The sequence below is a fragment of the Pontibacter sp. MBLB2868 genome (genome assembly GCF_051904785.1).
In the GTDB taxonomy this organism is placed as follows: domain Bacteria; phylum Bacteroidota; class Bacteroidia; order Cytophagales; family Hymenobacteraceae; genus Pontibacter.
Window position 1 is genome coordinate 4,490,146 of sequence record NZ_CP196710.1, and the last position, 23,639, is coordinate 4,513,784.

The following is a 23,639-nucleotide window of genomic DNA, read 5'->3' on the forward strand; positions in this document are numbered from 1 at the left end:
CCTGTTAAAACCTATACGTGAGCAATGCCCCTTTATAAGAGGGTGCTGTAATAGGTACAAGGCTGATGTTGGTTTTGTTTGACTTTTTATGAAGTTGGGGTACAAGTATACCTGCTGCTGCTCCTAAAGTATAACCTAGCAGGTTATCACTTAAGAAATGTTTGCCAGCCTTTAACCTGAGATAACCAACGGTAGCAGGTACTGCCGCTGCAGCTGCCCAAACATATGGCCGGGCATTTGAATCAGGATTGAAATCATGGAAAATTTTAGCAGCAAAGAAGGCCGCGCTTGCTGAGGCCGCTGTATGCCCTGCATAAAAAGCATTTCGGGCATTTGCTGTGGTCTTGTCCGAAATATCCACCTCTTCGCTATACACCAAAGGACGTGTTCTGGGTACATTCCCATTCGTCATCGTGAAAAGTGCCCCTGTAACTGCCATTGTCTCTACATACAGTACTAACACTTGCCCAGCTTTACTACCTACATTATCATTTAATAACATGGCAATAGGTAAGGTAAAGGAGCCATAAAAGGGGATATCACTTACTTTTTTTGCATTATCAGAATGGTAGCCGGCAGAAAACCTATCAAACCCATTTACATCATTTTTACTAAGTCTGTTCACTTCTTCCGCTGTGAGGCCGTCCTTGTCCATCATCAGTGTTAAACCATAGTAGCTAAGGCCCATGCCTGCCACAATTATTGGTCCATCTACTGCTAAGCTTGTTTTGTAAGGTGAATCGTTCTGTGCCAAAGCCCCCTGCGTCAGCAGGAGAAGTAAGGATAAAGCTGTAATTATATGTTTCATAGATAGGATTATCAAATAGTATATTTCAATGTTCATGAACGCTGGCAGACGCAAAAAGTTTTGCGCAAAAAGGTCTTAAGCGTTCAGCAGGAGCCATAACAGGAGGTGGCTAAAAAGCATGGGAGATATGGTTTTAGAATATATTGTATCCTTTAAAACTGTGTACTCCTTGTAGATACATGTTTTAACTATGGTAGATTTGTTTTAGCTTTGTAGCCGCTGCTATTTGTGGCAGCAGGTTTATACTTTGTACCTAAACCCATAGAAGAAATGCCTTATTTATTTACTTCTGAGTCTGTGTCAGAGGGACACCCGGATAAAGTGGCGGACCAGATCTCAGATGCGCTGCTGGATGAGTTTCTAAAGCAGGATCCTCAGTCTAAAGTAGCTTGCGAAACACTGGTAACCACCGGGTTGGTAGTGTTAAGCGGCGAGGTGAAATCAGAAGCATACGTAGATGTGCAGAAGGTGGCCCGCGACGTTATAAAGCGTATTGGCTATACAAAATCAGAATATATGTTTGATGCAGATGCCTGTGGCGTTATTTCAGCCATTCATGAGCAGTCTGCAGATATCAACCAGGGGGTAGAGCGTGCTAATCCGGAAGACCAGGGAGCAGGTGACCAGGGAATGATGTTTGGTTACGCTACAAACGAAACCGATAATTACATGCCTTTGGCGCTAAGCATTTCGCACCTTTTGTTGCAGGAGCTTTCTGCTATCCGTAAAGAAGGGAAAGAAATGACATACCTGCGTCCGGATGCCAAATCGCAGGTTACGATCCGCTACAACGACAATCACGTGCCAGAGAAGATCGATACGATCGTTATCTCTACACAGCACGATGAGTTTGTGCCAGCTGAGAACGACAGTTTTGAAGCTAAAGATGCAGCTGAGAAGAAGATGGTAGCGAAGATAAAAGAAGATGTAGATAACATCCTTATTCCTCGTGTGCTAAAGCAGCTTCCTGAGCGTATCCAAAAGTTGTTTAATGACAATATTACGTATCACATCAACCCTACAGGTAAGTTTGTGATAGGTGGTCCTCATGGTGATACCGGCTTAACCGGTCGTAAGATCATTGTGGATACTTACGGTGGTAAAGGAGCCCACGGTGGAGGAGCTTTCTCAGGTAAAGACTCATCAAAAGTGGATCGCTCTGCAGCCTATGCAGCACGTCATATTGCCAAGAACTTAGTAGCTGCAGGTGTAGCTGACCAAGTGCTGGTGCAAGTAGCTTACGCCATTGGTGTTGCCAAGCCTGTTGGTCTTTACGTTACAACCTATGGATCTACTAAGGTAAAAGATGCCAATGGAGATGTAATGAGCGACGGTGAGATCGCAGAAAAAGTAGCGAAGTTGTTTGATATGCGTCCATATGCAATTATTCAGCGATTTGGCTTACAGAACCCAATTTTCTCTGAAACTGCTGCTTATGGACACATGGGTAGAACACCAGGTAGAAAAGAGGTTGAAGTGACTGTAAACGGGCACAAAGAGACTAAGTCTTTTGAGACCTTTACATGGGAAAAACTTGACTACGTAGATAAAATTAAAGCTGAGTTCGGCTTGTAAGCTGGATGAACCTTAAATCCGGAAGCATTTGCTTCTAAAACAGAAAGGCCTGCTATAACTAGCAGGCCTTTCTGTTTTATAGGTAAGAATGACCGTGGTGGTCAACTTGCTTTGCAATGATCTTAGGGGAGAATATCTCCCATTAATGCGCCATTTGTTTTTCTTTGAACTTCTTTAACTGACGGCGCATGGCTTCTACAGCTGCATCGGCGGCGGCTTCAAAAGAAGGGGCCTCTTCTTTTGAGAATAAAGTAGCTCCCGGTACAAAAAGTTTTATTTCTACGGTTTTTGTGGCAATTCCGTCACTATTATTATGTTTAAGAAACACTTCGCCTTCCACTATGCGATCAAAGAATGTCTCTAGTTTGTCTACTCTCTGCTGGATGAAATCGGTAAGCTGCTTATCAGCCTCGAAGTGGATTGAATGCATCTGTAGCTTCATAGTCGTAATATTTAATGGTTAAAATTATGCTTTTGGATGTGCCTTCTCGAATATCGATTTAAGCTTTTCAATAGAGTTGTGCGTGTAAACCTGCGTAGCTGCAAGACTTGAGTGACCTAACAGGTCTTTGATTGCATTCAGGTCTGCCCCCTTGTTTAGCAAGTGCGTGGCAAAAGAATGGCGTAGCACATGCGGGCTATTATTTTCGGAGGTTGTTATCAAGCTAATGTATTTTTTTACAACACGATAAACGAACTTTGGATATAGAGGACGAGCTTTATTAGTAACGAGCAGCTTTTCGGAATTGTTATCAGGATATTCGCTTTTCTTGTGCTTCTGATAAACCTCTATGGAGCTTAATAAGGAATCATTTATAGGTACAATTCTTTCTTTGTTGCCCTTCCCGAGCACCCGTACTGTTTTAGCGTGCATATTAATGTCATTATCTGCAATGCCAATAAGTTCAGCGAGGCGTATACCGGTGCCATACAGAAATTCGAGGATCAGCCTGTCACGCTGCCCTTCAAAGTTTTCTTCAAAGGTAAAAGTATCAAGGAGGTTGTTGAAAGGCTCTTCGGCTACAAAAGCCGGTAATTTCTTAGAAACCTTTGGGGCTTTAATGCGCAGCATCGGGTTAGACTCAATGCGTTGCTGAGCCAACAAAAAGCGGTAATAGGAGCGGAGGCAGGCAATTTTCCTGTTTATAGATCTCGGCTTTATATTGTTCTGAACAAGGTTCAGTATCCAGGAACGGATAATGGTATGGTTAGCCTCGGCTGGATCTGTGATCTGGTATACCTGGTTCAGGTATTGGGAAAACTGTCCCAGATCAGTATGATAAGAGGTAAGCGTATGCGGACTATACCGCTTTTCGTATTGTAGGTACTTAAAAAATAATTCCATAAACAAGTATACCGGACTAATAAGCCAGATACACTAATTTATGGAATTATTTAATATGTTGGTAGAAAGACTAGTAGTTTTGATCAGCGAAAAGCTGTTGCTTGTAAGCAGCTCTTTCTTTCTGCTTTCTTTTAGACACAGACGGCTTCTCGAAATAAGATCTAGAACGAAGTTCTTTTAAAACACCAGTTCTTTCAAATTTCTTCTTGAATCTCTTTAATGCACGGTCTACAGACTCGTTATCTTTTACGTTTACAATAATCATGTTCTCTCTCTTCTCTTAGAATTAGGGTTGCAAATTTAACGAAGCTTATACTTAAAAATCAATAGATTGGGTAAATATTTTCTCCAAAACTATTAAAAACTACGCTTACTGGAAATTAAAGGCTATAAAAGCTTCCAGTAAAGCTGTTTATTTAAGTATGGCTCTTGATATAACAAGTTTTTGTATCTCGCTTGTTCCCTCGCCGATGGTACAAAGCTTGGCATCGCGGTAATATTTCTCAGCCGGATAGTCTTTTGTAAAGCCATAACCACCGAAAATCTGCACAGCTTCGTTCGCAGTTCTCACAGCAACCTCAGATGCATATAACTTGGCCATAGCAGACTCTTTATTAACATTAAGGCCTCTGTTCTTCATATCAGCGGCTTGATAAGTAAGCAAAGAAGCTGCTTCTATCTCTGTTGCCATGTCAGCCAGTTTAAAGGCAATACCCTGGAAGCTTGAAATAGGCTTGTTGAATTGGTTACGCTCCTGCGAATAAGCAAGGGCAGCCTCAAAAGCACCCTGTGCAATACCCAAAGACAGTGCCGCAATTGAAATACGTCCGCCATCCAGCACTTTCATTGCCTGAATAAAGCCCTCGCCAACATTGCCGAGCATCTGATCTTTATGTACGCGGCAATCCTGGAAGATCAATTCAGTAGTTTCTGATGCACGCATGCCCAGTTTGTCTTCCTTGCGGCCGGCGCTGAAGCCCTCAGTGCCCTTTTCAATCACAAAGGCAGTCATGCCATGCGAATCGCCTACCTCACCAGTACGCACGATCACTACAGCTACATTACCTGACTTACCATGTGTGATAAAGTTCTTAGCGCCATTGATTACCCAATAATCGCCATCCTGTACAGCTACAGTGCGCATGTTACCTGCATCAGAACCAGTGTTTGGCTCTGTTAACCCCCAGGCGCCTATCCATTCTGCAGTAGCTAGCTTTGGCAGGTATTTCTTTTTCTGCTCCTCGTTGCCAAACTGTAAAATATGACCTGTGCAAAGTGAATTGTGAGCCGCCATGGATAAACCTATGGAACCATCGATCTTGGAAAGCTCTGCGATAGCAGTCACGTACTCTAAATAGCCGAAGCCAGAACCACCGTATTCGGTAGGCACAAGAACGCCCATCAGGCCTAGTTCGCCAAGCTTTTTAAAGACTTCAATCGGGAACTCCTGACTTTCGTCCCATTCCCGCATCTGTGGCTTAATATGCTTCGCACCAAAGTCGCGAACCATATCCGCGATCATACGCTGATTTTCAGTGAATTTTAATTCCATTTATAGTTTTAAGTGGCAGTTTAAACGACGCATATATAACGGCTATACACTATCCGTTGTTTACAAAGCTATACAAATGCGCGTAAACGTACAATGAAGGTGCATGAATTAAAGCATCTTATGCCTTTGTAAAGGTCAAAAAAGTAAGGCCGAGAGGTATATTTTTTGATAGGGGATTTTATTTGCGTTATTTTGAATGTATTTTGCTTTTAGTTCTAGGCAAAGCGCGTATAAATAAGTTCGGAAACAGGAGATGAAAAAGTTTTTTAAAAACTTATTTGGAGGAGAAGAGGTGGCTGAGGAGTCTTTCAGCACCCTTGGCGTAGACATGCACTCACATATCCTTCCTGGCCTTGACGATGGGTCGGATAGCCTGGAAAGGTCTCTTGAGCTGGTGCAGGTCATGAAAGATATGGGCTACCATAAACTGATCATGACGCCGCACATCATGAGTGACTTCTATAGAAACACGCCGGAGGGAATACGTGAACGGCTGGCGTTACTGCAGGATGCCGTGAAGGAGGCAGGAATTGAAATGGAATTGGCTTGTGCCGCCGAATATTACCTGGACGAGGGCTTTCTGGAGAAACTGGATACAGGACAGGAACTGCTGACCTTTGGCGATAATTACCTGCTGTTTGAGACCTCTTTCCTGAATGAACCTCTGAACCTGCGTGAAGCAATATTCAAGATGCGCTCCAAAGGGTATAAGCCAGTACTGGCACACCCGGAACGGTATAGCTACTTTTATGGCAAGTTCGACAGCCTGGCTGAACTAAAAGAACTGGGAGTGTTCTTTCAGCCCAACCTGAACTCTCTGAGCGGTTACTACTCATCAGGGGCAAAAAGTGTAGCTGAAAAGCTGATTGATAATGGAATGGTTGATTTTCTGGGCACAGATACACATGGCCTGAAGCATACGGATTCGCTTCAAAAGGTGCTGTCGTCAAAGTACCTGACTAAAGCATTTGCTTTACCGTTGCGCAACAATCAGTTATAATATTTCCCTCACTAACTATCTGCCACATGGTATTTGTAACAGGCGGGAGTGGCCTCATAGGCAACTTTCTGATTCCGGCACTTCTGGAGCAGGGGCATACGGTGAAAGCACTATATCGCGGAAGTATACCCCAGGTACATAATGCACAGCAGGTAACGTGGGTAGAGGGAGACATACTTGATCCTGTTTTTCTGCGCGATGCGCTTAAAGATGTGCAATATGTGTTTCATTGTGCCGGGCTAGTGTCTTATGCGCCGCAGGATAAGGAACTACTGAAGCAAGTAAATATTGAAGGTACTGCAAACATTGTAGACGCTTGCCTGGAACATGGGGATGTAAAGTTGTGCCATGTAAGTTCCATTGCGGCAGTTGGCAGGCCTAAAGGAGTGACAGTGCTTGCAGAAAATAGCAAATGGGATTCTGCCGCTGAGCACTCTGCTTATGCAAGTTCCAAATACTTGGGCGAGTTGGAAGTATGGCGTGGTATTTCGGAGGGGTTAGATGCAGTGATCGTTAACCCATCAGTTATACTTGGTCCTGCAGACTGGAACCGCAGCAGCACGCAACTATTCAGATATGTTTACAACGAACGACTCTTTTACACACAGGGCAGCGCAAATTTTGTGGATGTTCGTGATGTAGTGGAGGCGATGATGAAACTGACTTTCTCGGGTGTGACCGGAGAACGGTTTATACTTAATGCCGAACAGGTAAGCTACAAAGCTTTTTTTAAGAGTGTGGCCGATGGCTTCGGTAAAAAGGCACCTTCGGTTAAAGTGCCTCCTGCCCTGGCTGAGGTTGTGTGGCGACTGGAGAGTATCCGTACCTGGTTTACCGGCGGGCGCCCCCTGATTACAAAGGACACAGCTCGCGTATCCGGAAAAAACCATTTTTTCAGCAATGATAAGGTTAAAAAGGCAACTGGCCTTACCTTCAGGCCCTTAGCCGAAAGTATAGCCTGGGTTTGTCAAGAATTAAAGGCCGCCGCACCTGAATTGCGGTAAACTATTTGCGGTGTAAAAATGTAATAGAAAAAAGGCTGTTCCCTTGCAGCTTGTTGGATTTTTGAGATGAAAGATGACTTTGAAGAACACAGCGAGGAGCTGGAGTTGATAAACCGTTTCGAGCAGATGCTCGGAAGTGATGAGACCGTATTTTTTGATCTCTCTGATTTTGAATTAATAATAGATCATTATACTGCTAATTTCGATTACAAAAAGGCTTTAATAGCCTGTGACACAGCATTGGTGCAATATCCCTTTTCATCAGGATTGATGATTGATAAGGCGCAGCTGCTGGCAATGTCCGGCAATTTTGAGGATGCCCTTGTTCTTATAAACCAAGTGGCCGAGGTAGAGCCGGAGAGTGCAGACGTGCAGCTAACACGTGGTATTATCTATACACAGCGCGGCGAGTTTCGTGATGCTATTGACTATTTTAAAAAAGCCCTTGCTTATTCTGAAGACAGGGATGATATCTACTTTAACATTGGCCTGGCCTACCAGACGTGGGGTAAATTTAACGCTGCCATCAAATACTATAAAAAGTGCGTAGCGTTGAACCTTGAAAACGAGGCTGCTATGCAGGAAGTCATTTATTGCATGGAGCTGACGGGTACCATACGTGATCACATCCCGTTTTTCCAGGAGTTTGTCGATAAGGACCCTTATTCTTATGTGGCCTGGTTTAACCTTGGCAACGTGTATAACAAACAGGGCATATATGATAAGGCTATTGCAGCCTATGATTATGCCACGATCATCAAGCCTGATTTTATAACAGCTTACAATAACATGGCCAATGCGTACGTGTTCCTGGGTGAGTATACCAAAGCCATAGAAGGGTTTAACGCCATGCTGGAGCACGGCTCTCCTTCTGCGGAGGTATACTGTAACATAGGGGAGTGCTACGAGAAACTGCTGCAGTGGGACCTGTCCCGCAGGTACTACCAGAAGTCAGTTGACCTGGACCCGGAAATGGATGAAGCCTGGTTTGGGATTGGGGTGATACTGGATGCACAGGGCAAATGGTACGAAGCGGTACACTTTTACAAAAAAGCTGTGGAACTGTACGATGACAGTGCGGACTATTGGGTGGCGCTGGCTGGTGCCGAGTACAATGTGGGGCACGTGGTATCGGCACTGGAGAGCTATGCGCGTGCAGCCGATGTGCAACCAAGCGATAAGAATATTTACCTGAACTGGTCCATCATTCTGTTTGAACAAGGCAATTTTGAAGAGGCCATCGAAATTATTTTGAATGCGATAGAACTGCAACCAGACGAAGCAGAGCTGTATTATAGGGCTTGTGCATACATGCTTTCGGCAGGAAAATACCGCGAAGCTTATAATTATCTGGAAAATGCATTAATTTTGGACTTCGATAAGCACAAGCTGCTGTTTGAGTTCTTCCCTGAGCTGGAGTCGCAGCGCGCCTTATCCAGGTTAATTGATCAATATCGCAAATAAAATTAGATGAACTATTCGCTGAAGAGTATCCCGGAGCGCGAGGCAAAACCACGCGAACGCGGCTATACCATGGCTATGGACAAAGGTCTTAGCGTACGGGAGGTAGAGGACTTTCTGGAAGTAGCCGGAGATTATGTAGACATTGTAAAGTTGGGCTGGGGCACTTCGTATGTATCGCCTAATTTACAAAAGAAGCTGGATGTATATAAAGCCGCCGGCATACCTACTTATTTTGGTGGAACTCTGTTCGAAGCCTTTATCATCAGGAACCAGTTTGATGATTATCGCCGTGTACTTGATAAGTATAACATGACGTTTGCTGAAGTATCGGATGGATCTATCGAGCTGCCGCACGATGAGAAATGCAATTACATTAAGCAACTGGCAGAGCAGGTAACGGTGTTATCAGAAGTAGGCTCTAAAGATGCTGAAAAGATAATCCCGCCTTACATGTGGATAAAGCTTATGAATGCAGAGCTGGAAGCCGGTGCCTGGAAAGTGATCGGGGAGGCGCGTGAAGGCGGTAATGTTGGTTTGTTCCGTTCTACAGGTGAAGTGCGTAGTGGTTTGGTAGAAGAGATCCTGACGCAGATCCCTTTTGAAAAAATCCTTTGGGAAGCGCCGCAAAAGGCACAGCAGGTTTGGTTTATCAAGCTGTTGGGAGCCAATGTGAATCTCGGAAACATTGCGCCAAATGAAGTTATTCCTCTGGAAACGATTCGGTTAGGACTGCGCGGCGATACTTTCCTGCATTTCCTTGATTTAGAAAAACCTTGTTAGAGGATTGAAGTATAAAATCAAAAGTATATAAATTGCCCGTCGGGACGCCCGCACGGGCAATTTTAGTTAAGTAACAATATGAGCCAGGTTAAGCAGCCAAAAGAATCAATGAAAAGGAGATCATTAAGAGAATACATCCTGCTTTTTTCGAAGGGAGTAAGCATGGGGGCTGCCGATGTGGTGCCAGGAGTATCGGGTGGTACCATCGCCTTTATTACCGGCATCTATGAGGAACTGCTCGGCTCGATACGCTCTGTAGACGGTGAGGCTGTAAAGCTGCTCATCCGGTTCAGGCTAGCCGACTTCTGGAGTCATATTAATGGCAACTTTCTGGTAGTGCTTATATCAGGCATTCTTTTTTCAATTGCGTCTTTATCAAGGCTTATACTTTTCCTGCTGGAGAATTACCCGGAATTACTCTGGTCTTTTTTCTTCGGGCTGATTGTGGCATCGGCTGTTGTGGTGAGCAAAAAGATTACCCGCTGGACCTGGGGTGTACCGCTGGCAGGATTAGCAGGGGCAGCCATTGCTTATTACGTGACTGTGGCTACTCCTACACAAACCCCTGAGGCATACTGGTTTATCTTTCTATCAGGAGCCATTGCTATATGTGCCATGATTTTGCCTGGTATCTCAGGAAGCTTCCTGCTGGTGCTGCTGTCAAAGTATGAGTACATTCTGGGGGCGGTAAAGGAACTGAAGGTAGATGTGATCCTGGTATTTGGTGCAGGCTGTTTAACTGGTATACTTTCTTTCTCGCATGTGATCAACTGGATGCTGAAGAAGTACCACAACGTAACAGTTGCCCTCCTGACCGGTTTTATGGTAGGTTCTCTTAACAAAGTATGGCCCTGGAAGCTGACTATAGAAACCTATACAGACCGGCACGGAGAAGTTAAGCCTCTGATACAGGACAACGTGTTGCCGGGAGCTTATGAGTCTCTCACAGGAAAAGAATCCTACCTCGTTTATGGTGTGGTGCTGGCGATTTTTGGATTTATGCTGGTATACCTGGTGGATAAATTTACAGACGACAATACAACTCAAGTATAAGGCATGCGCAAGTTCGGCCTGATCGGTAAAAAGCTGGGGCACTCTTTCTCTAAACAGTACTTCACTGAGAAGTTTAAAAGGGAAGGAATAGCAGATACCACCTATGAGCTTTATGAATTACAGGAGGTAGAGGAGTTAAAAAGCTTGCTGCAACGGGAGCCGGACCTGGCGGGGCTGAATGTGACCATACCTTATAAGCAACAGGTAATACCCCTGCTTGATGAAATGGATGAGGCTGCCACACGCATTGGTGCAGTGAACACCATCAGGATCAGGAATGGCAAAACCAGGGGCTTCAATACTGATTATGTAGGTTTTAAGTCCACTTTAGATACGTTTTACCCTATAAATGCGCGTGGTAAAGCGTTGGTATTAGGAACAGGGGGCGCTGCTCAGGCTGTGATCACTGCCCTGGCAGACCTGCATATTCCATATAAACTTGTTTCAAGAGACCCGGGAGAAAGCTCACTGTACTATGGCCAGTTAACAAAAGAAGTGTTACAACAACACAACTTATTAGTGAATACTACTCCCTTAGGAATGGCACCGCATACAGCCACTTTCCCTGAGCTAAATTATGGGGCTCTAACAAGCGATCATTACGTTTATGACCTGGTGTACAATCCAGAACAAACTGTTTTTCTGCAAAAGGCTGCGGCGGCTGGTGCTCATACAATGAATGGTCTGCAAATGCTCTATGCACAGGCTGAGGCTGCCTGGCGGGTTTGGAATCTATAACAGCAGGCAAACATACAGGTATTAATATATTTATTCTGTGGCAACGCAACATTTAGCGGGTGCTCTCACGTAGAAGACGTGAAGCTCAAACCTACTAGCATGATGCAACTTAGCGCCCTAAAACAGAAAACCAATGCCCTTAATGTAGAGATCTACACCCTGTATTTATCTTATCGTGATCAGCGGGTGCATTGGTCTGCTCGTATACTCCTGGCGTTTGCCATCGGTTATGCCATCAGCCCAATAGATTTTATTCCGGATATGGTGGCGGTGTTTGGTTTCCTGGACGATGTTATTGTGGTGGCCTTGGGATTTCACTTCTCTTACCACCTGCTGTCTAAAACGGTAGTGGAGCAGGCAAGGCTCCAGGCATTCGACGAATTCAATGGTTCTTCAGAAAGAGCGGTAAATGCGACCAGAATTGTAAATTATGTCTGGTTACTCGCTTTTACATTTATATCACTGATGTGTTATAAGTTTTTGCACACTTCTGTACTTTAGTTACTATACTAGTTACTATACTCAAGCGAAATACTTTCTGGTTTGTACCTGCTCAGGCGTGCATAAAGTACACCGCACAGCTTTATATTCTTCAAGCTGTAACTATATAAAACCCCAAAATTTTTATACATTTGTCTGCCTAAAGTGATGCGATCATTTTGATGCCGTCCTTTATTCCCAAAATATTTTTATAGCCTTGCAACCCTTTGTGCCTGATAAGAATCATAGAGTTGTGTAAGGCATAATCTGGCAGCGTTTGAAGCTTTTTACTAAACCAAAATCTGAAGAGGATAAGCTCATAGAGGGGTGCATTTCCGGTAAGCGGGAGATGCAGCGACTGCTCTATGACCTTTATGCCAGCAAGATGATGGCGGTGTGTCTGCGTTATGCTCCTACTACTTTCGAGGCAGAGGATATAATGCAGGAGGCTTTTGTAAAGGTTTTTTCAAACCTTCAGAACTTTAAGAAAGATTGTCCACTGGAGTTCTGGGTCAGGAAGATCATGGTGAATACGGCGCTGAAACATTTGCGCAGTAAACAACTTCTAACGGTTTCGCATGAGACAGAGGAAGTAGCCAGCATTGCTTCTGATAGCTATAGCCTAAGCAGCTATAGTATGGATGAGCTGATGGGAATAATTCAAAGCCTTGCCCCGCGTTACAGAATGGTTTTTAACCTCTATGCCATAGAAGGTTACAACCACAAGGAAATAGGCGAAATGCTAGGCATTTCGGAAGGAACATCAAAATCACAATATTCACGCGCCAGAGCCATACTGCAGGGTATGCTAACGCGCCAGGAAAAAAACTATAATGAGCATGTCATCAGCAGCTAACCATAACCGTGGACCACTGGAGGAAGAATTCCAGCGCCGGATGCACGACGCTGAGGCTTCGCCATCTCCTGACCTATGGGCCCGCATAGATCATGACCTGACGATTCAGGAAAGCAGCCACTACAAAGGCAGGATGGTGCTTTACCGCCAACTGGCGGCAGCATGTTTTGTCCTTTTCGTGTTGGCAGGAGCACTGTTAACATATCACTTCAAGCAGGATGAGGCTGCTGCCATTGCTACTGTACAACTTGACCTTTCTCCAAGGGGACAAAATGAAATAGCAAAGGCAGCGGAAGGCAATGTGCTTGAGAGTGCATCTCCGGAAGGATTGGCTGACGTAGGGCAGGAAGCCTCTTCAGTTGTCAATCCTGTTGCCAGCAATTTGTCAGAAGATACACAGAACGTTAGTCCTTTAGCAGCAACAACTGTAGCTGAGAAGGGTAGTAATGCTCCGGTAAAAGATAAGCAGTTAGCAGGAGCGCTTCCCACGGCATATGGTATCAAACTTACTGCTAACAGCGATCAAATATTTGGCGGTGCAGAAGGTGCTGCAAAGGAAAGCATAGCAAATAAGTCAGCTTTCACGTCACTGAGGCCATTTTATCAGACTGCCCGTCAAGCAATAACCTCGATCCCGCCATCTTTTAATGGTTCTTCCATCAACTCTTTTGCAAGATATTCAGAGCGTCAGAAGTCTTTGGTAGAACTCAGCACAACAGTCCGGGAAGATATGGCTGCTAAACAGCAGAGAAGTGAAGCTCTTGCCATGGCGCTTAATAATTCGGGTGCAGAAAAGGAAGAGAAGGAAGGCAGTTCAGATAGCCGTTGGACCTTGGGCATGGGCTACGCACCATCTTATTTCAACCAAAACATAGGCATGCCAGAGCAGATGATGGGCACCGTGTCCAGGTATAGCTTAGTATCGTCTGGGCCGGACAAGACGGCAGAATCAGCAAGTAACATGGATGCGGCGCGTGATGAGTTTGAGGCAAACACTGATCCGGCTTTTTCTTATGCTGTTGAGGTTAAAACAGGCTTTAAACTCGGTAAAAAACTCAAATTGCTTTCAGGACTGGGCTTTACACAGAACACATCCCGAACAAAATCAAGCTACATTGTAAAGCAGTTCTGGATCAAGCCTACTACCAATGAGCGTGTAGCCATGCCTGCTACTTCCGTGTTCCTGCCATCCTTGAATAATAATTTCTCTACAGACTCCCTGAGTGTAGACAAGACAGATGACTTTTATGTAAACTACCGGTACCGCCACGTGACACTACCTGTTGGCCTGCAGTATGAAGGCAACATAAATAAAGATTGGTTCTGGTACACATCAGGAGGGGTTGCTGCTAACTTTTTAGTAGAAACAACAGTGATGGCTTCTAACAATGAGGTTAAAGATGTAAGCTACGATTATGGAGATGATTCACCTTTCCGCAAGGTCCAGTTCTCTGGCAATGTATCTCTGGGTGTAGGAAAGCGTGTTGCAAAAGCAATTTCTGTGACTGCGGGTCCTGAGTTCAGGGGCTACTTCAACTCGTTGTTAGCTGAACCGGATAAGGCGTTGGCTCCGCAGGGCAGACCGTACACCGTTGGTGTAAACATGTCGGTAAACTATGACCTTAGCCGGAGGTAAAAAGAAATTTTTTCTCTACAGCCTGCAACCAAAGCAGCCACAGGCGGGTCATGTTGATGAAAGCGTTTGCAGATAACCTGAACATCATCAGAAAAAATTATGAAAACGAATGCTAGTACCTTTGCTGCGCTAGTAGCTGTTGCCAAAGCAAATTTATCTGGGTGGTATGTACTGCTTATGTTGCTTTTAATGTCAGTGATTTTCTCTGGGTAAAAGCCAAAGCGGAATACACCAACTGCCTGCCAAAAGGTGATGCAGCAATGCATAGTCTTATGGTACACCGGAAACCTTCTGTTTCTACAGAGAAGGTAAAAATTATACTTTTATTCGCTCCTATCTAAGCTATGAAGAAGACTACTTATGTAGTTGCTATGGGCTTTTTTGCCCTGACTACTCTTGCCGGATGTTTTAAGAATGAAGAACCTGCCCCAGCGCTGGACTCAGTAGGTCTTAAAGCGTCCGTGCAAGGGAAGTGGTTTATAAACAGGATCAGTTACAGGCTCTGCCGGGAAAACAATTGTAATACTACTTATTATGCTGGCACTGCACAGGACTATTTCGAATTTAAGGCAGATAGTGCCTATCTGGTGCAGCGAGATGAGCAGGACGTACGACAGAAGACAAGCTTTGCTGCTGATTATTCGCGCCGTGATGCCATCATTTTAACTACGACTAATTGGTCAGGCACCTTTATAGTAGAAGAACTCAGGACTGACAGAGTGGTATTAAGAAATGAGTTTAAGGGCCGGGACCCTGCTGCAGTTTTTACTGACACCTATGAACTGACCCGGTAATTATGCGGGCTGTAACACAGGGTGTTTGTAGTACCGCAATTGTGTTAGTTTCAGACTGCCTTACAAAAACGAACTGCCATTAGTACAATATAATACCTATGAAAAGTTTTTTATATACTACCCTGCTATACCTGTTTCTGGCAGTACTTTTAACCAGATGTACCGAAGTTGCACCGGAACCCGTGTGCATTAGTGCCGAAGTTGTAGGGCCGGATTGTGACAGCGGGTGGTATATTCTGAAATTAGCTGAAAGCACTGAAGCTTCGGGCAAACTGAGCAACGGCTATACTGGCCAACTGCAAGGAGGGTATGTTACTACAAATAATCTTCCGGAGGAGCTAAGGCAGCCAGGAACTGCTGTTGGGCTAGCACTGGAAATCTATGGTGAGAGTGCACCACGTTGTGTGTCAGTAGCGGTTATGTATCCGGCTGTACAAGTAAAACGCGTATGTGGCAGCACTGTTACGCACCTATAAGTGCTACTGCTATATTATTATTAGTGTTGTTTTGATTGGAAATAGTGTTTACGTAAAAGGCCTGCCAGCTCTATGGCGGGTCTTTTTTATTTCTGGGTTTACCTCATTTAGGGCTTACGTAGCAACTTCAGGTACGCTTGCTACCTGTTTTCAATAAAAAGTTTTACCTGCTTGCAACCAAATGATACAGGTTAGGGTCATGTGAATGAGTGCGGTTAAAAGATAACCTTGTTGGAAGCATTAACTGAGTATTATGAAAAAAACTATTTACACTTTATTCTGTTTTGCCTTCGTTATCTTTTTAAGCAGCTGTGAAGAAGCAGAGGTGTCACCTTGTGTTGAGGTACGTGTAGTAGACAATGATCCTTGTGGAGGTGGAGTTGTGCTGGAGATTTTAGATGAGAATAGTTCTGTAGACGGAATAGTACGGTGTGGTAATGGAGTACAGCCGCGCTATGTGACAGTAGACAATGTGCCTGAAAACTTGAAACAGGCAGGCACTAAATTTACATGCCAATTAGAAGACAGGGAAGATGATATTCCTCTATGTCTCGCAATTTTTATAAGATATGAGGCTGCAACTATTTCAAGTATCTGCAGCCAACCAGAACCTGCACCGGTAGTTGCAGATGGGAATTAAGTTAGACATTTTTTCCTGCACAAATACTACCAGGAAGCCTGCTGTTCTCAGCAGGCTTCTTTTTGTTTACAGCCATACCTTGCAGCAACCACGTATCAACATCATAAATTGACAGCAGGCAAACTTCCTGTTTGTTTTAAATGTTATAGTTTATCTTTACTGATCCGTAAAACAGGAAAATGGATTTTATATTAACATCAGAGTTTCAACCAACCGGCGACCAGCCGAAAGCAATTGCCCAACTTACTGAGGGTATAAATAAGGGGGAACCCGCGCAGGTTTTGCTTGGTGCCACAGGTACTGGTAAAACGTTTACGATGGCAAATGTGATCAGGAACACTGGCAAGCCTACGCTGGTGTTATGTCACAATAAAACACTTGCGGCACAGCTTTACGGGGAGTTTAAGCAGTTTTTCCCGGAAAATGCAGTGGAGTACTTCATCTCCTACTATGATTATTACCAGCCTGAAGCATATATTGCTTCATCGGATGTTTTTATAGAGAAGGATCTTGCCATAAACGAAGAGATCGAGAAACTGAGGCTTCATACTACCTCAGCGTTGCTTTCCGGCAGGAGAGATATTGTGGTGGTAGCATCGGTGTCGTGCATTTATGGTATTGGTAATCCGGAAGAATTTGGGAAGAACGTACTTTACCTGGCACCCGGTCAGCGACATAGCCGTAATAACCTGCTTTATACTTTTGTTCAGATCCTGTACAGCCGTACCGAAGCAGAGTTCACACGTGGAACATTCAGGGTAAAAGGCGATACAGTAGATATTTATCCGGCTTATGCAGACTTTGCATACCGTTTATATTTCTTCGGAGATGAGCTGGAACAAATACACCGCATCGACCCGCAGTCAGGCAAAAAGTTATCTGACGAGAAGGCTATAACACTATACCCGGCTAACCTCTTCGTAACAGGTAAAGATACGCTGCACCAGGCCATCAATGAGATTCAATTTGATATGGTGGCACAGCATGAGTACTTTCTTAAAGAGGACAGGCCTACGGAAGCCAAGCGTATAAAAGAGCGTACCGAGTTTGACCTGGAGATGATACGTGAGCTGGGATACTGTTCAGGCATCGAAAATTATTCGCGTTATTTCGACAGGCGTTCCCCAGGGTCCCGGCCTTTCTGTTTGCTTGACTATTTCCCGGATGATTTCATGATGGTGATCGACGAGAGTCATGTAACGGTGCCACAGGTGCGCGCTATGTGGGGCGGTGACCGCTCCCGGAAAGTTGCTTTAGTAGAATATGGTTTCCGGTTACCGGCTGCCATGGACAACCGGCCCCTCACGTTTAACGAGTTTGAAAGTATGATGCACCAGGTTGTGTTTGTGAGCGCTACACCAGGCGATTACGAGATACAGAAATCTGAAGGTGTAATTGTAGAACAGATCATACGTCCTACCGGCTTACTTGACCCGGTTATAGAAGTTCGTCCGAGCACAAACCAGGTAGACGACCTGCTGGATGAGATAGATGAGCGCGTTAAAGAAGGAGCCCGAGTATTGGTGACAACGCTGACGAAGCGTATGTCAGAAGAGTTGACGAAGTACCTGGATCGCCTGAACATTAAAACCAAATATCTGCATTCCGAAGTTAAAACTCTGGACAGGGTTGAAATTCTGCGCGAGTTACGCTTAGGAGTAATAGATGTATTGGTAGGGGTAAACCTGCTGCGCGAAGGGTTGGATTTGCCGGAGGTAAGTCTGGTTGCCATTCTGGATGCCGATAAAGAAGGCTTTCTGCGCGACCAGCGTTCACTGATACAGACTATGGGACGAGCCGCCCGTAATGAAAAAGGCAAAGTGATCATGTATGCTGATCGGATGACCGGCTCTATGCAGCGCGCTATAGATGAAACGAACCGTAGACGTGCTACACAGATGGCTTATAACGAAGAACATGGTATAACGCCACGCACCATCTTTAAATCTCATGATGAAATCAGGGAGCAGACTTCAGTTGCTGATGCTCGCAAGAAAGAAGTAAAAATGTATGTAGGTCCGGAAGAAGTGTCGCTTGCTGCAGAACCGATCATCCAGACCATGAAGCGGGAGGAGTTGGAAAAGCTGATCAAGAAAACAGAGAAGCAGATGGAAGCTGCCGCAAAAGACCTGGACTTTTTACAAGCTGCCAAATATAGAGATGAACTGACTGAGCTAAAAAAGCTGCTAAAGACCAAGCGGGATTAACGTGAAGATCAAAATGCTGCTGCCCGCATAGTGCCGCTTTTTTATTACAAGTAGGTGTCAGCCCCTTTTTTGATTAAGTGTTGGTAATAAGTTTTGGTAGGGCCTTAGTATAAATCTCACTGAAACATTAATTAAGTATAAGCATGAATAAAATAGCCATTCTGGTATTGCCTGTTCTGATAGGAATGCTTTCTGCATGCAGTTCTACCGTAAGCGAAACTGCCGCAAATGAATCTGAAAATGTAGCGACACTGTCCACTGAAAATTATGGGAAGTACATGACAGCGCTAGCTTCTGATGAAATGGAAGGGCGGAAGCCTTTTACCAGTGGAGAAAAGAAAACGCTACAGTACCTGGAGAAGGAGTTTAAAGCTCTTGGCCTGGAACCCGGCAATGGTGAAAGCTACCTGCAGGAAGTACCGATGGTGGATATAAAAACGACTCCAAGCCAGAAGATGATAATAAAAGGCAATGGAAAGGAGTTTGTATTGCAGGGCCGTGAAGATTACGTACTATGGACCCGACGCACAGAACCAGTTATTGACATCAATAGCGAAGAGCTTGTATTTGCAGGCTTTGGCATTGTATCACCAGAGTATAACTGGAATGATTATGCCGGGTTGGATGTGAAAGACAAGATTGTGCTCATAATGGTTAATGATCCCGGATTTTACGAACGGACCCCAGACAAATTCAAAGGCAATGCCATGACCTATTATGGCCGCTGGACCTATAAGTTTGAAGAAGCAGCCAGACAAGGTGCAAAAGGCTGCCTGATCATACATAGAACAGAACCGGCAGGTTACGGTTTTGAAGTGGTACAGAACAATTGGAATACCTCTAAACTATACCTCGATGAACGTGGCAATGAATCCTATAAGTGCGCTATTGAAGGATGGGTAACTGATGCCACAGCCCAAAAGTTATTTGATGCCGCCGGTATGGATTATGCGGCCACAGTAGCCAGAGCATCAAAGCCAGGAGCGAAACCTCAACCAATGGGGTTAAAGGTAAGCACATCGCTGAAAACGAATGTAGCTTATGATAAGAGCTACAACTTTATAGCTAAGATTCCGGGTAGCACTAAGCCGGATGAGGCAGTTATTTACACAGCACATTGGGACCACCTGGGATATGGCAAAGCAGATGCCACCGGAGATAGTATTTATAACGGCGCCGTGGACGATGCAACAGGTGTGGCGGGATTGCTTGAACTTGCCAGGGCATTTAAAAGTTTGCCAACACCGCCAGAGCGGAGCGTCGTTTTTTTAGCCGTAACAGCTGAAGAGCAAGGGCTTTGGGGCTCTGCTTATTACGCTGCTAACCCGGTTATCCCGAAAGAGAAAACAGTGGCTGATATCAACATGGACATGATGAACTCCTATGGAAAAACGAAAGATATTGTCCTGTATGGCCTGGGGCAGTCAGAACTGGAGGACTACATTACGGAGGAGGCTAAGGCTGCCGGCAGGTATATTGCGCCTGAGGAGAACCCGGAGGCAGGCCTATACTATCGGTCTGATCACTTTAATTTCGCCAAGATCGGAGTTCCGGCATTGTTCATAGGGCCGGGTATAGATCATCTGGAAAAAGGAAAAGCCTATGGTAAGCAGAAGCTGGATGAGTATTTTTCGGACTACTATCATAAACCATCAGACGAGATGCGCGATGACCTTGTGTTAGAAGGTGCTGTAGATGACCTTACTCTTTTGTTTAAAGTGGGTAAAAGACTGGCTTATTCCAATGAATGGCCAAAATGGAAAACCGGATCAGAGTTCAAGGCAGCCCGCGAAGCTTACATGAAATAAAGTTTTTCAAGAGTATTTAACTTAAAAGGCACCCAAGGTTATACTTTGGGTGCCTTTTAAGTTAGTAGCAAAGGGTATGTTGTGAATTCCTTTGACGATTCAACATGAAAAAGCTCTTGAATATTTATTTTACTGTTGAACGGAATCAGGAAGGAATATTGAGACCTGGAAGTGTGGTAACTGGTTTACCCTGCTTCTACTCCGGGGTGGAGCAGAAACAGGACCAGGATTTTTCATAGTTGTAGGTAGTAGCATCGCGACAGGTCAAAGCATTTGCCTGCCATCTATGTACAAGATGCCGATTGTAGTAAAAGGGTTGCACGGGTATCTGAAAATTTCTGATATTTTTAAAAGAATAGAATAAGTGCAGAATTCAGTGCCAGACTTATAAAAGCAGTAACCCTTTCTCCCTTAACTCAAACCAGGTAGGCGAAGCCAGAAACTCATCAGCATTTAAATGTGCCTCTGCCGGGAAAATTTCTTTCAATTGCTTTAATGTAAGTGTTTCATTGCTATCCGGCGTAATTCTACGGATAGTATCGAAAAGCCATTGACCTATGGTAGCCGTGGTCTTAATCTGGAAGTCTTCCCCTTTTTCAAAAAAGGTCAGCACACAGCGCTCAATGGTCTGCCCTTTTTTAGCAAACATTGTAAAGTCTATCTCAGGCGTATTACCCAACCAAAGAACACGGGCATTAAGTCGGGTACTATCAGGGCGATGCGGTTGCTCTATGGCAGTGCTAATTAAGTCTGGCTTTAGTGTAGTGCGTGGTGTTTTAAAGTCAAACCAGAAGGAGAGAGGCTCCTCCAGTGCCACACCATGCATGTAATTATAAATCGCCTTTGCCAATCCTTCGCCAAATAAGCTGTGGTCGGTGCCCTTCGGGTCTTCGTGCCACAGGTCGTTGTTAGCAAAGTCGCCTTCTGGTGGCCCAACTTTCACTACATTATACTTTTCAGGATTTTTGCCGACAGGGCTATGGGCCGTCATGCTAAAGCGGTGCCAGTAGCCTGACTGAATTACATTATTGAGGAACAGCTGGCGGACTACCTCCAACGAATCCATTGTTTCCTGAGTGGTCTGAGTCGGGAAGCCATACATCAGGTAAGCGTGCACCATAATACCAGCTTGGGTAAAGCTATCCGTAACCCGGGCTACCTGACCTATGCTCACACCCTTCTCCATCAGGTCAAGCAACCTGTCTGATGCCACCTCCAAGCCACCTGATACAGCGATGCAGCCTGAGGCAGCCAGCAGGCGACACAGGTCTGGCGTAAAAGTCTTCTCGAAACGGATGTTGCCCCACCAGCTAATTTTAACACCCCTGCGGATAAGCTCAATAGCCATGTCGCGAAGTGGGGCAGGAGGCGCGGCCTCGTCTACGAAATGAAAGCCTGTTTGCCCGGTTTGGGCTATAATCTGCTCGATGCGGTCAACAAGCAAGGTAGCCGGAGCTACATCGTAGCGGTTAATATAATCCAGGGTGATATCGCAGAAAGAACAACGTTTCCAGTAGCAGCCATGCGCAATAGTAAGTTTGTTCCAGCGGCCATCGCTCCAAAGGCGGTGCATCGGGTTGATGACGTCGATAACCGAAAGGTAATTACTTAGTTGCAGGTCGCTGTAATCAGGAGTGCCTACCTCCGTATGCGATATATCAGCATCCTGGCAGCCATTGATATACTGTACCTGCCCATCAGAAAGAAGAAACGTGCGCTGAAGTTTTTCCTGTTCTCTTTCCTCTTGCAGGTATTCCAGTAACTTCAGCCAAGGGCCTTCGCCATCATCCAGAGTTACAAAATCAATGTACTTGAAAAGACGAGGCTCACGCAGGCTTCGTAATTCAGTATTGGGGTAACCGCCTCCCATGGCAGTTTTTATGTGTGGGTATTTCTGTTTGATATATTGTGCCAGCCGTAGCCCTCCGTAGAGGTTACCCGGAAAGGGAATAGAAAACCCTACAACATCTGGTGCGGCCTGCTGCAGATGTTCTTCCAGCAGCTCAAGCAACATTTCATCTATAAGGCTTGGCTTTTCCTGAAGGGCAGCTTCCATTGGGCTGAAAGATGTGGCCGATAAAGCCAGCTTCTCAGCATAGCGGCTAAAGCCAAAGTAAGGGCTTGCCGTTTCTTTGATCAGGTCACCGAGGTCTTCGAGGTATAAGGTTGCCAGGTAGCGCGCCCTGTCTGTAATACCCATACTTCCAAAGGCCCAGTCAATATCCTCCACCTGGTCAAAGCGGGAGGCCTCGGGTAAAAAGCGGCTATAACTGATTTGTTGTGCCAGCGTCAGGTCTTTGTTCTGCAGGAAACGAATTACGGGCTCAACAGTGTGCAGGTATTCGCGCTTCAGGCGCAGCATTCGTAGGCTGTTGTCTGATAACTCATACGCACCTGTTTCTATTTCTTTGAAGATACGGGTCAGGCCATACTTAGAGAACATCTTCAGCACCAGTTCAATCCCCAGATCAGCCTGTTTAACTGCAGCATATCCACTACCATTCAGAAATCCTTTTAGATAGGCTGTAGCCGGATAGGGAGTATTTAGCTGTGTAAGCGGAGGAGTTATCAACAATATGTTAGACTTCGACAAAGTATTCAGGATTTAAATATGTTACAGAAACCGATGCAATTTGCAAAAAATATGGCATCAGAACCTCTTGTTTCAATTTGGTGTGCTTTATAACAGCTTAATATAGGAGGAGGTTCATTGTTGATATAATATATAAAAATGTTAATATATTAGTTAATAAATAATTTTTAATAGATAGTTTATATTTATTTAAAAACTAATTAGCTTTGTTTGATTCAAAAAAACAATAAAAATATTATATATAAGTAATTCAATAATTGTGCTTTAAGAAACTACTCCAATTGTAAAATAGTGTATGAGTACAAAAAATAATGTTCAGATGTTTATTACAGTAATGTTGTTAGCATTAGGTGCTGTTTGCTCGTTATTTCAGAAGGATATTCCTTTGAAATACAACGTGGAACTACAGCTGTACCAGGATGCAGGTTCTGCGGCGCCTGTATTGGTGCTGCAAGATGTTGATACCCGTACATCAGAACTTATAAAATATGAAAAGGATATTAAGAGCCTGGAATTGACAGGTGTAACTGTATTCTTGAAAGGTACTTCAGATCTGGAGCAGCTTCAGGGAGAAATTTCCTTCGCAGAAAAGGGTAGTAAAGATTTTATTGAGTTAGGAAGACTGGAAGGTATTTGTGATCAGCTAAATCCGGAGGCAAAGCAGAAAGGTGCGGTGATCGTGCCCAATGCTTACGCCAGTCAAAAACTACTCGGACTGATCAAAGCTGGCCGCGTTATCACATTCCGATTAAAGGCAACATCCGACAAATATCCACTGGTAGCTAACCTGGCGCTTACTATCGATTCGAAGATGACGGTAGAAATATAAA

23 protein-coding genes are annotated in these 23,639 nt (G+C 44.6%); 17 read left to right on the plus strand and 6 right to left on the minus strand.

What is annotated here, in order from left to right; all coding sequences use genetic code 11:
* Nucleotides 1-4 precede the first annotated feature (4 nt).
* Entirely contained in the window at nt 5-808 is an 804-nt protein-coding gene (locus ACSX1A_RS19255; RefSeq protein WP_439881265.1) for a phosphatase PAP2 family protein, read from the minus strand.
* 270 nt (nt 809-1,078) lie between these two features.
* Here ACSX1A_RS19255 and metK point away from each other — a divergent pair, with 270 nt between their 5' ends.
* A complete protein-coding gene (gene metK, locus ACSX1A_RS19260) occupies nt 1,079-2,383 on the plus strand; it encodes a methionine adenosyltransferase (RefSeq protein WP_439881266.1) in 1,305 nt (434 codons plus the stop codon).
* Nucleotides 2,384-2,525: 142 nt separating this feature from the next.
* On the opposite strand, the gene hpf is transcribed toward metK, so the two are convergent.
* The 4 genes from hpf to ACSX1A_RS19280 all read right to left on the minus strand — a co-directional run bounded on the left by hpf (nt 2,526) and on the right by ACSX1A_RS19280 (nt 5,280).
* Nucleotides 2,526-2,825: a ribosome hibernation-promoting factor, HPF/YfiA family gene (hpf, locus tag ACSX1A_RS19265; RefSeq protein WP_439881267.1), complete on the minus strand. Its 300-nt coding sequence runs from the start codon at nt 2,823-2,825 to the stop codon at nt 2,526-2,528.
* Between the two features lie 24 nt (nt 2,826-2,849).
* A complete protein-coding gene (locus ACSX1A_RS19270) occupies nt 2,850-3,728 on the minus strand; it encodes a tyrosine-type recombinase/integrase (RefSeq protein WP_439881268.1) in 879 nt (292 codons plus the stop codon).
* Between the two features lie 70 nt (nt 3,729-3,798).
* Nucleotides 3,799-3,993: a 30S ribosomal protein S21 gene (rpsU, locus tag ACSX1A_RS19275; RefSeq protein ID WP_439881269.1), complete on the minus strand. Its 195-nt coding sequence runs from the start codon at nt 3,991-3,993 to the stop codon at nt 3,799-3,801.
* Nucleotides 3,994-4,140: 147 nt separating this feature from the next.
* Nucleotides 4,141-5,280, minus strand: a complete 1,140-nt coding sequence (locus ACSX1A_RS19280; RefSeq protein ID WP_439881270.1) for an acyl-CoA dehydrogenase family protein — start codon at nt 5,278-5,280, stop codon at nt 4,141-4,143.
* Nucleotides 5,281-5,533: 253 nt separating this feature from the next.
* Here ACSX1A_RS19280 and ACSX1A_RS19285 point away from each other — a divergent pair, with 253 nt between their 5' ends.
* The 15 genes from ACSX1A_RS19285 to ACSX1A_RS19355 all read left to right on the plus strand — a co-directional run bounded on the left by ACSX1A_RS19285 (nt 5,534) and on the right by ACSX1A_RS19355 (nt 20,455).
* Nucleotides 5,534-6,280: a tyrosine-protein phosphatase gene (locus tag ACSX1A_RS19285; protein ID WP_439881271.1), complete on the plus strand. Its 747-nt coding sequence runs from the start codon at nt 5,534-5,536 to the stop codon at nt 6,278-6,280.
* 26 nt (nt 6,281-6,306) lie between these two features.
* The gene (locus tag ACSX1A_RS19290) at nt 6,307-7,284 is read left to right on the plus strand and encodes an NAD-dependent epimerase/dehydratase family protein (protein WP_439881272.1); all 978 of its coding nucleotides are present in this window, start codon (nt 6,307-6,309) and stop codon (nt 7,282-7,284) included.
* Between the two features lie 66 nt (nt 7,285-7,350).
* A complete protein-coding gene (locus tag ACSX1A_RS19295; protein ID WP_439881273.1) occupies nt 7,351-8,748 on the plus strand; it encodes a tetratricopeptide repeat protein in 1,398 nt (465 codons plus the stop codon).
* A gap of 6 nt (nt 8,749-8,754) precedes the next feature.
* Nucleotides 8,755-9,528 carry a phosphosulfolactate synthase gene (locus ACSX1A_RS19300; RefSeq protein ID WP_439881274.1) on the plus strand — a complete coding sequence of 258 codons (774 nt, stop codon included), beginning with the start codon at nt 8,755-8,757 and terminating at the stop codon, nt 9,526-9,528.
* A gap of 108 nt (nt 9,529-9,636) precedes the next feature.
* Complete coding sequence (locus tag ACSX1A_RS19305) at nt 9,637-10,581, plus strand: DUF368 domain-containing protein (RefSeq protein WP_439881275.1); 945 nt, start codon at nt 9,637-9,639, stop codon at nt 10,579-10,581.
* A 3-nt stretch (nt 10,582-10,584) separates the two neighbouring features.
* Nucleotides 10,585-11,319 carry a shikimate dehydrogenase family protein gene (locus ACSX1A_RS19310; protein WP_439881276.1) on the plus strand — a complete coding sequence of 245 codons (735 nt, stop codon included), beginning with the start codon at nt 10,585-10,587 and terminating at the stop codon, nt 11,317-11,319.
* Nucleotides 11,320-11,418: 99 nt separating this feature from the next.
* Nucleotides 11,419-11,820 (plus strand): YkvA family protein, encoded by a 402-nt coding sequence (locus tag ACSX1A_RS19315; RefSeq protein ID WP_439881277.1) that lies wholly within the window; start codon nt 11,419-11,421, stop codon nt 11,818-11,820.
* A 256-nt stretch (nt 11,821-12,076) separates the two neighbouring features.
* Complete coding sequence (locus ACSX1A_RS19320) at nt 12,077-12,655, plus strand: RNA polymerase sigma factor (protein ID WP_439881278.1); 579 nt, start codon at nt 12,077-12,079, stop codon at nt 12,653-12,655.
* A complete protein-coding gene (locus tag ACSX1A_RS19325) occupies nt 12,639-14,291 on the plus strand; it encodes an outer membrane beta-barrel protein (protein WP_439881279.1) in 1,653 nt (550 codons plus the stop codon). Before ACSX1A_RS19320 ends, ACSX1A_RS19325 begins: the two co-directional genes overlap by 17 nt.
* Nucleotides 14,292-14,635: 344 nt before the next feature.
* Nucleotides 14,636-15,085, plus strand: coding sequence for a hypothetical protein (locus tag ACSX1A_RS19330; protein WP_439881280.1), 450 nt, complete (start codon nt 14,636-14,638; stop codon nt 15,083-15,085).
* Between the two features lie 98 nt (nt 15,086-15,183).
* On the plus strand, nt 15,184-15,561 hold the full coding sequence (locus tag ACSX1A_RS19335) for a hypothetical protein (RefSeq protein ID WP_439881281.1): 378 nt from the start codon (nt 15,184-15,186) through the stop codon (nt 15,559-15,561).
* A gap of 253 nt (nt 15,562-15,814) precedes the next feature.
* A complete protein-coding gene (locus tag ACSX1A_RS19340) occupies nt 15,815-16,201 on the plus strand; it encodes a hypothetical protein (protein WP_439881282.1) in 387 nt (128 codons plus the stop codon).
* A 179-nt stretch (nt 16,202-16,380) separates the two neighbouring features.
* Entirely contained in the window at nt 16,381-18,408 is a 2,028-nt protein-coding gene (uvrB, locus tag ACSX1A_RS19345; RefSeq protein WP_439881283.1) for an excinuclease ABC subunit UvrB, read from the plus strand.
* Nucleotides 18,409-18,551: 143 nt separating this feature from the next.
* Entirely contained in the window at nt 18,552-20,216 is a 1,665-nt protein-coding gene (locus ACSX1A_RS19350; protein WP_439881284.1) for a M28 family metallopeptidase, read from the plus strand.
* 104 nt (nt 20,217-20,320) lie between these two features.
* Nucleotides 20,321-20,455 (plus strand): hypothetical protein, encoded by a 135-nt coding sequence (locus ACSX1A_RS19355; RefSeq protein ID WP_439881285.1) that lies wholly within the window; start codon nt 20,321-20,323, stop codon nt 20,453-20,455.
* Between the two features lie 146 nt (nt 20,456-20,601).
* On the opposite strand, the gene ACSX1A_RS19360 is transcribed toward ACSX1A_RS19355, so the two are convergent.
* Nucleotides 20,602-22,809, minus strand: a complete 2,208-nt coding sequence (locus ACSX1A_RS19360; RefSeq protein ID WP_439881286.1) for a B12-binding domain-containing radical SAM protein — start codon at nt 22,807-22,809, stop codon at nt 20,602-20,604.
* A gap of 295 nt (nt 22,810-23,104) precedes the next feature.
* Between ACSX1A_RS19360 and ACSX1A_RS19365 the strand changes: the two genes are divergently transcribed.
* Entirely contained in the window at nt 23,105-23,638 is a 534-nt protein-coding gene (locus tag ACSX1A_RS19365; protein ID WP_439881287.1) for a hypothetical protein, read from the plus strand.
* Nucleotide 23,639 lies beyond the last annotated feature (1 nt).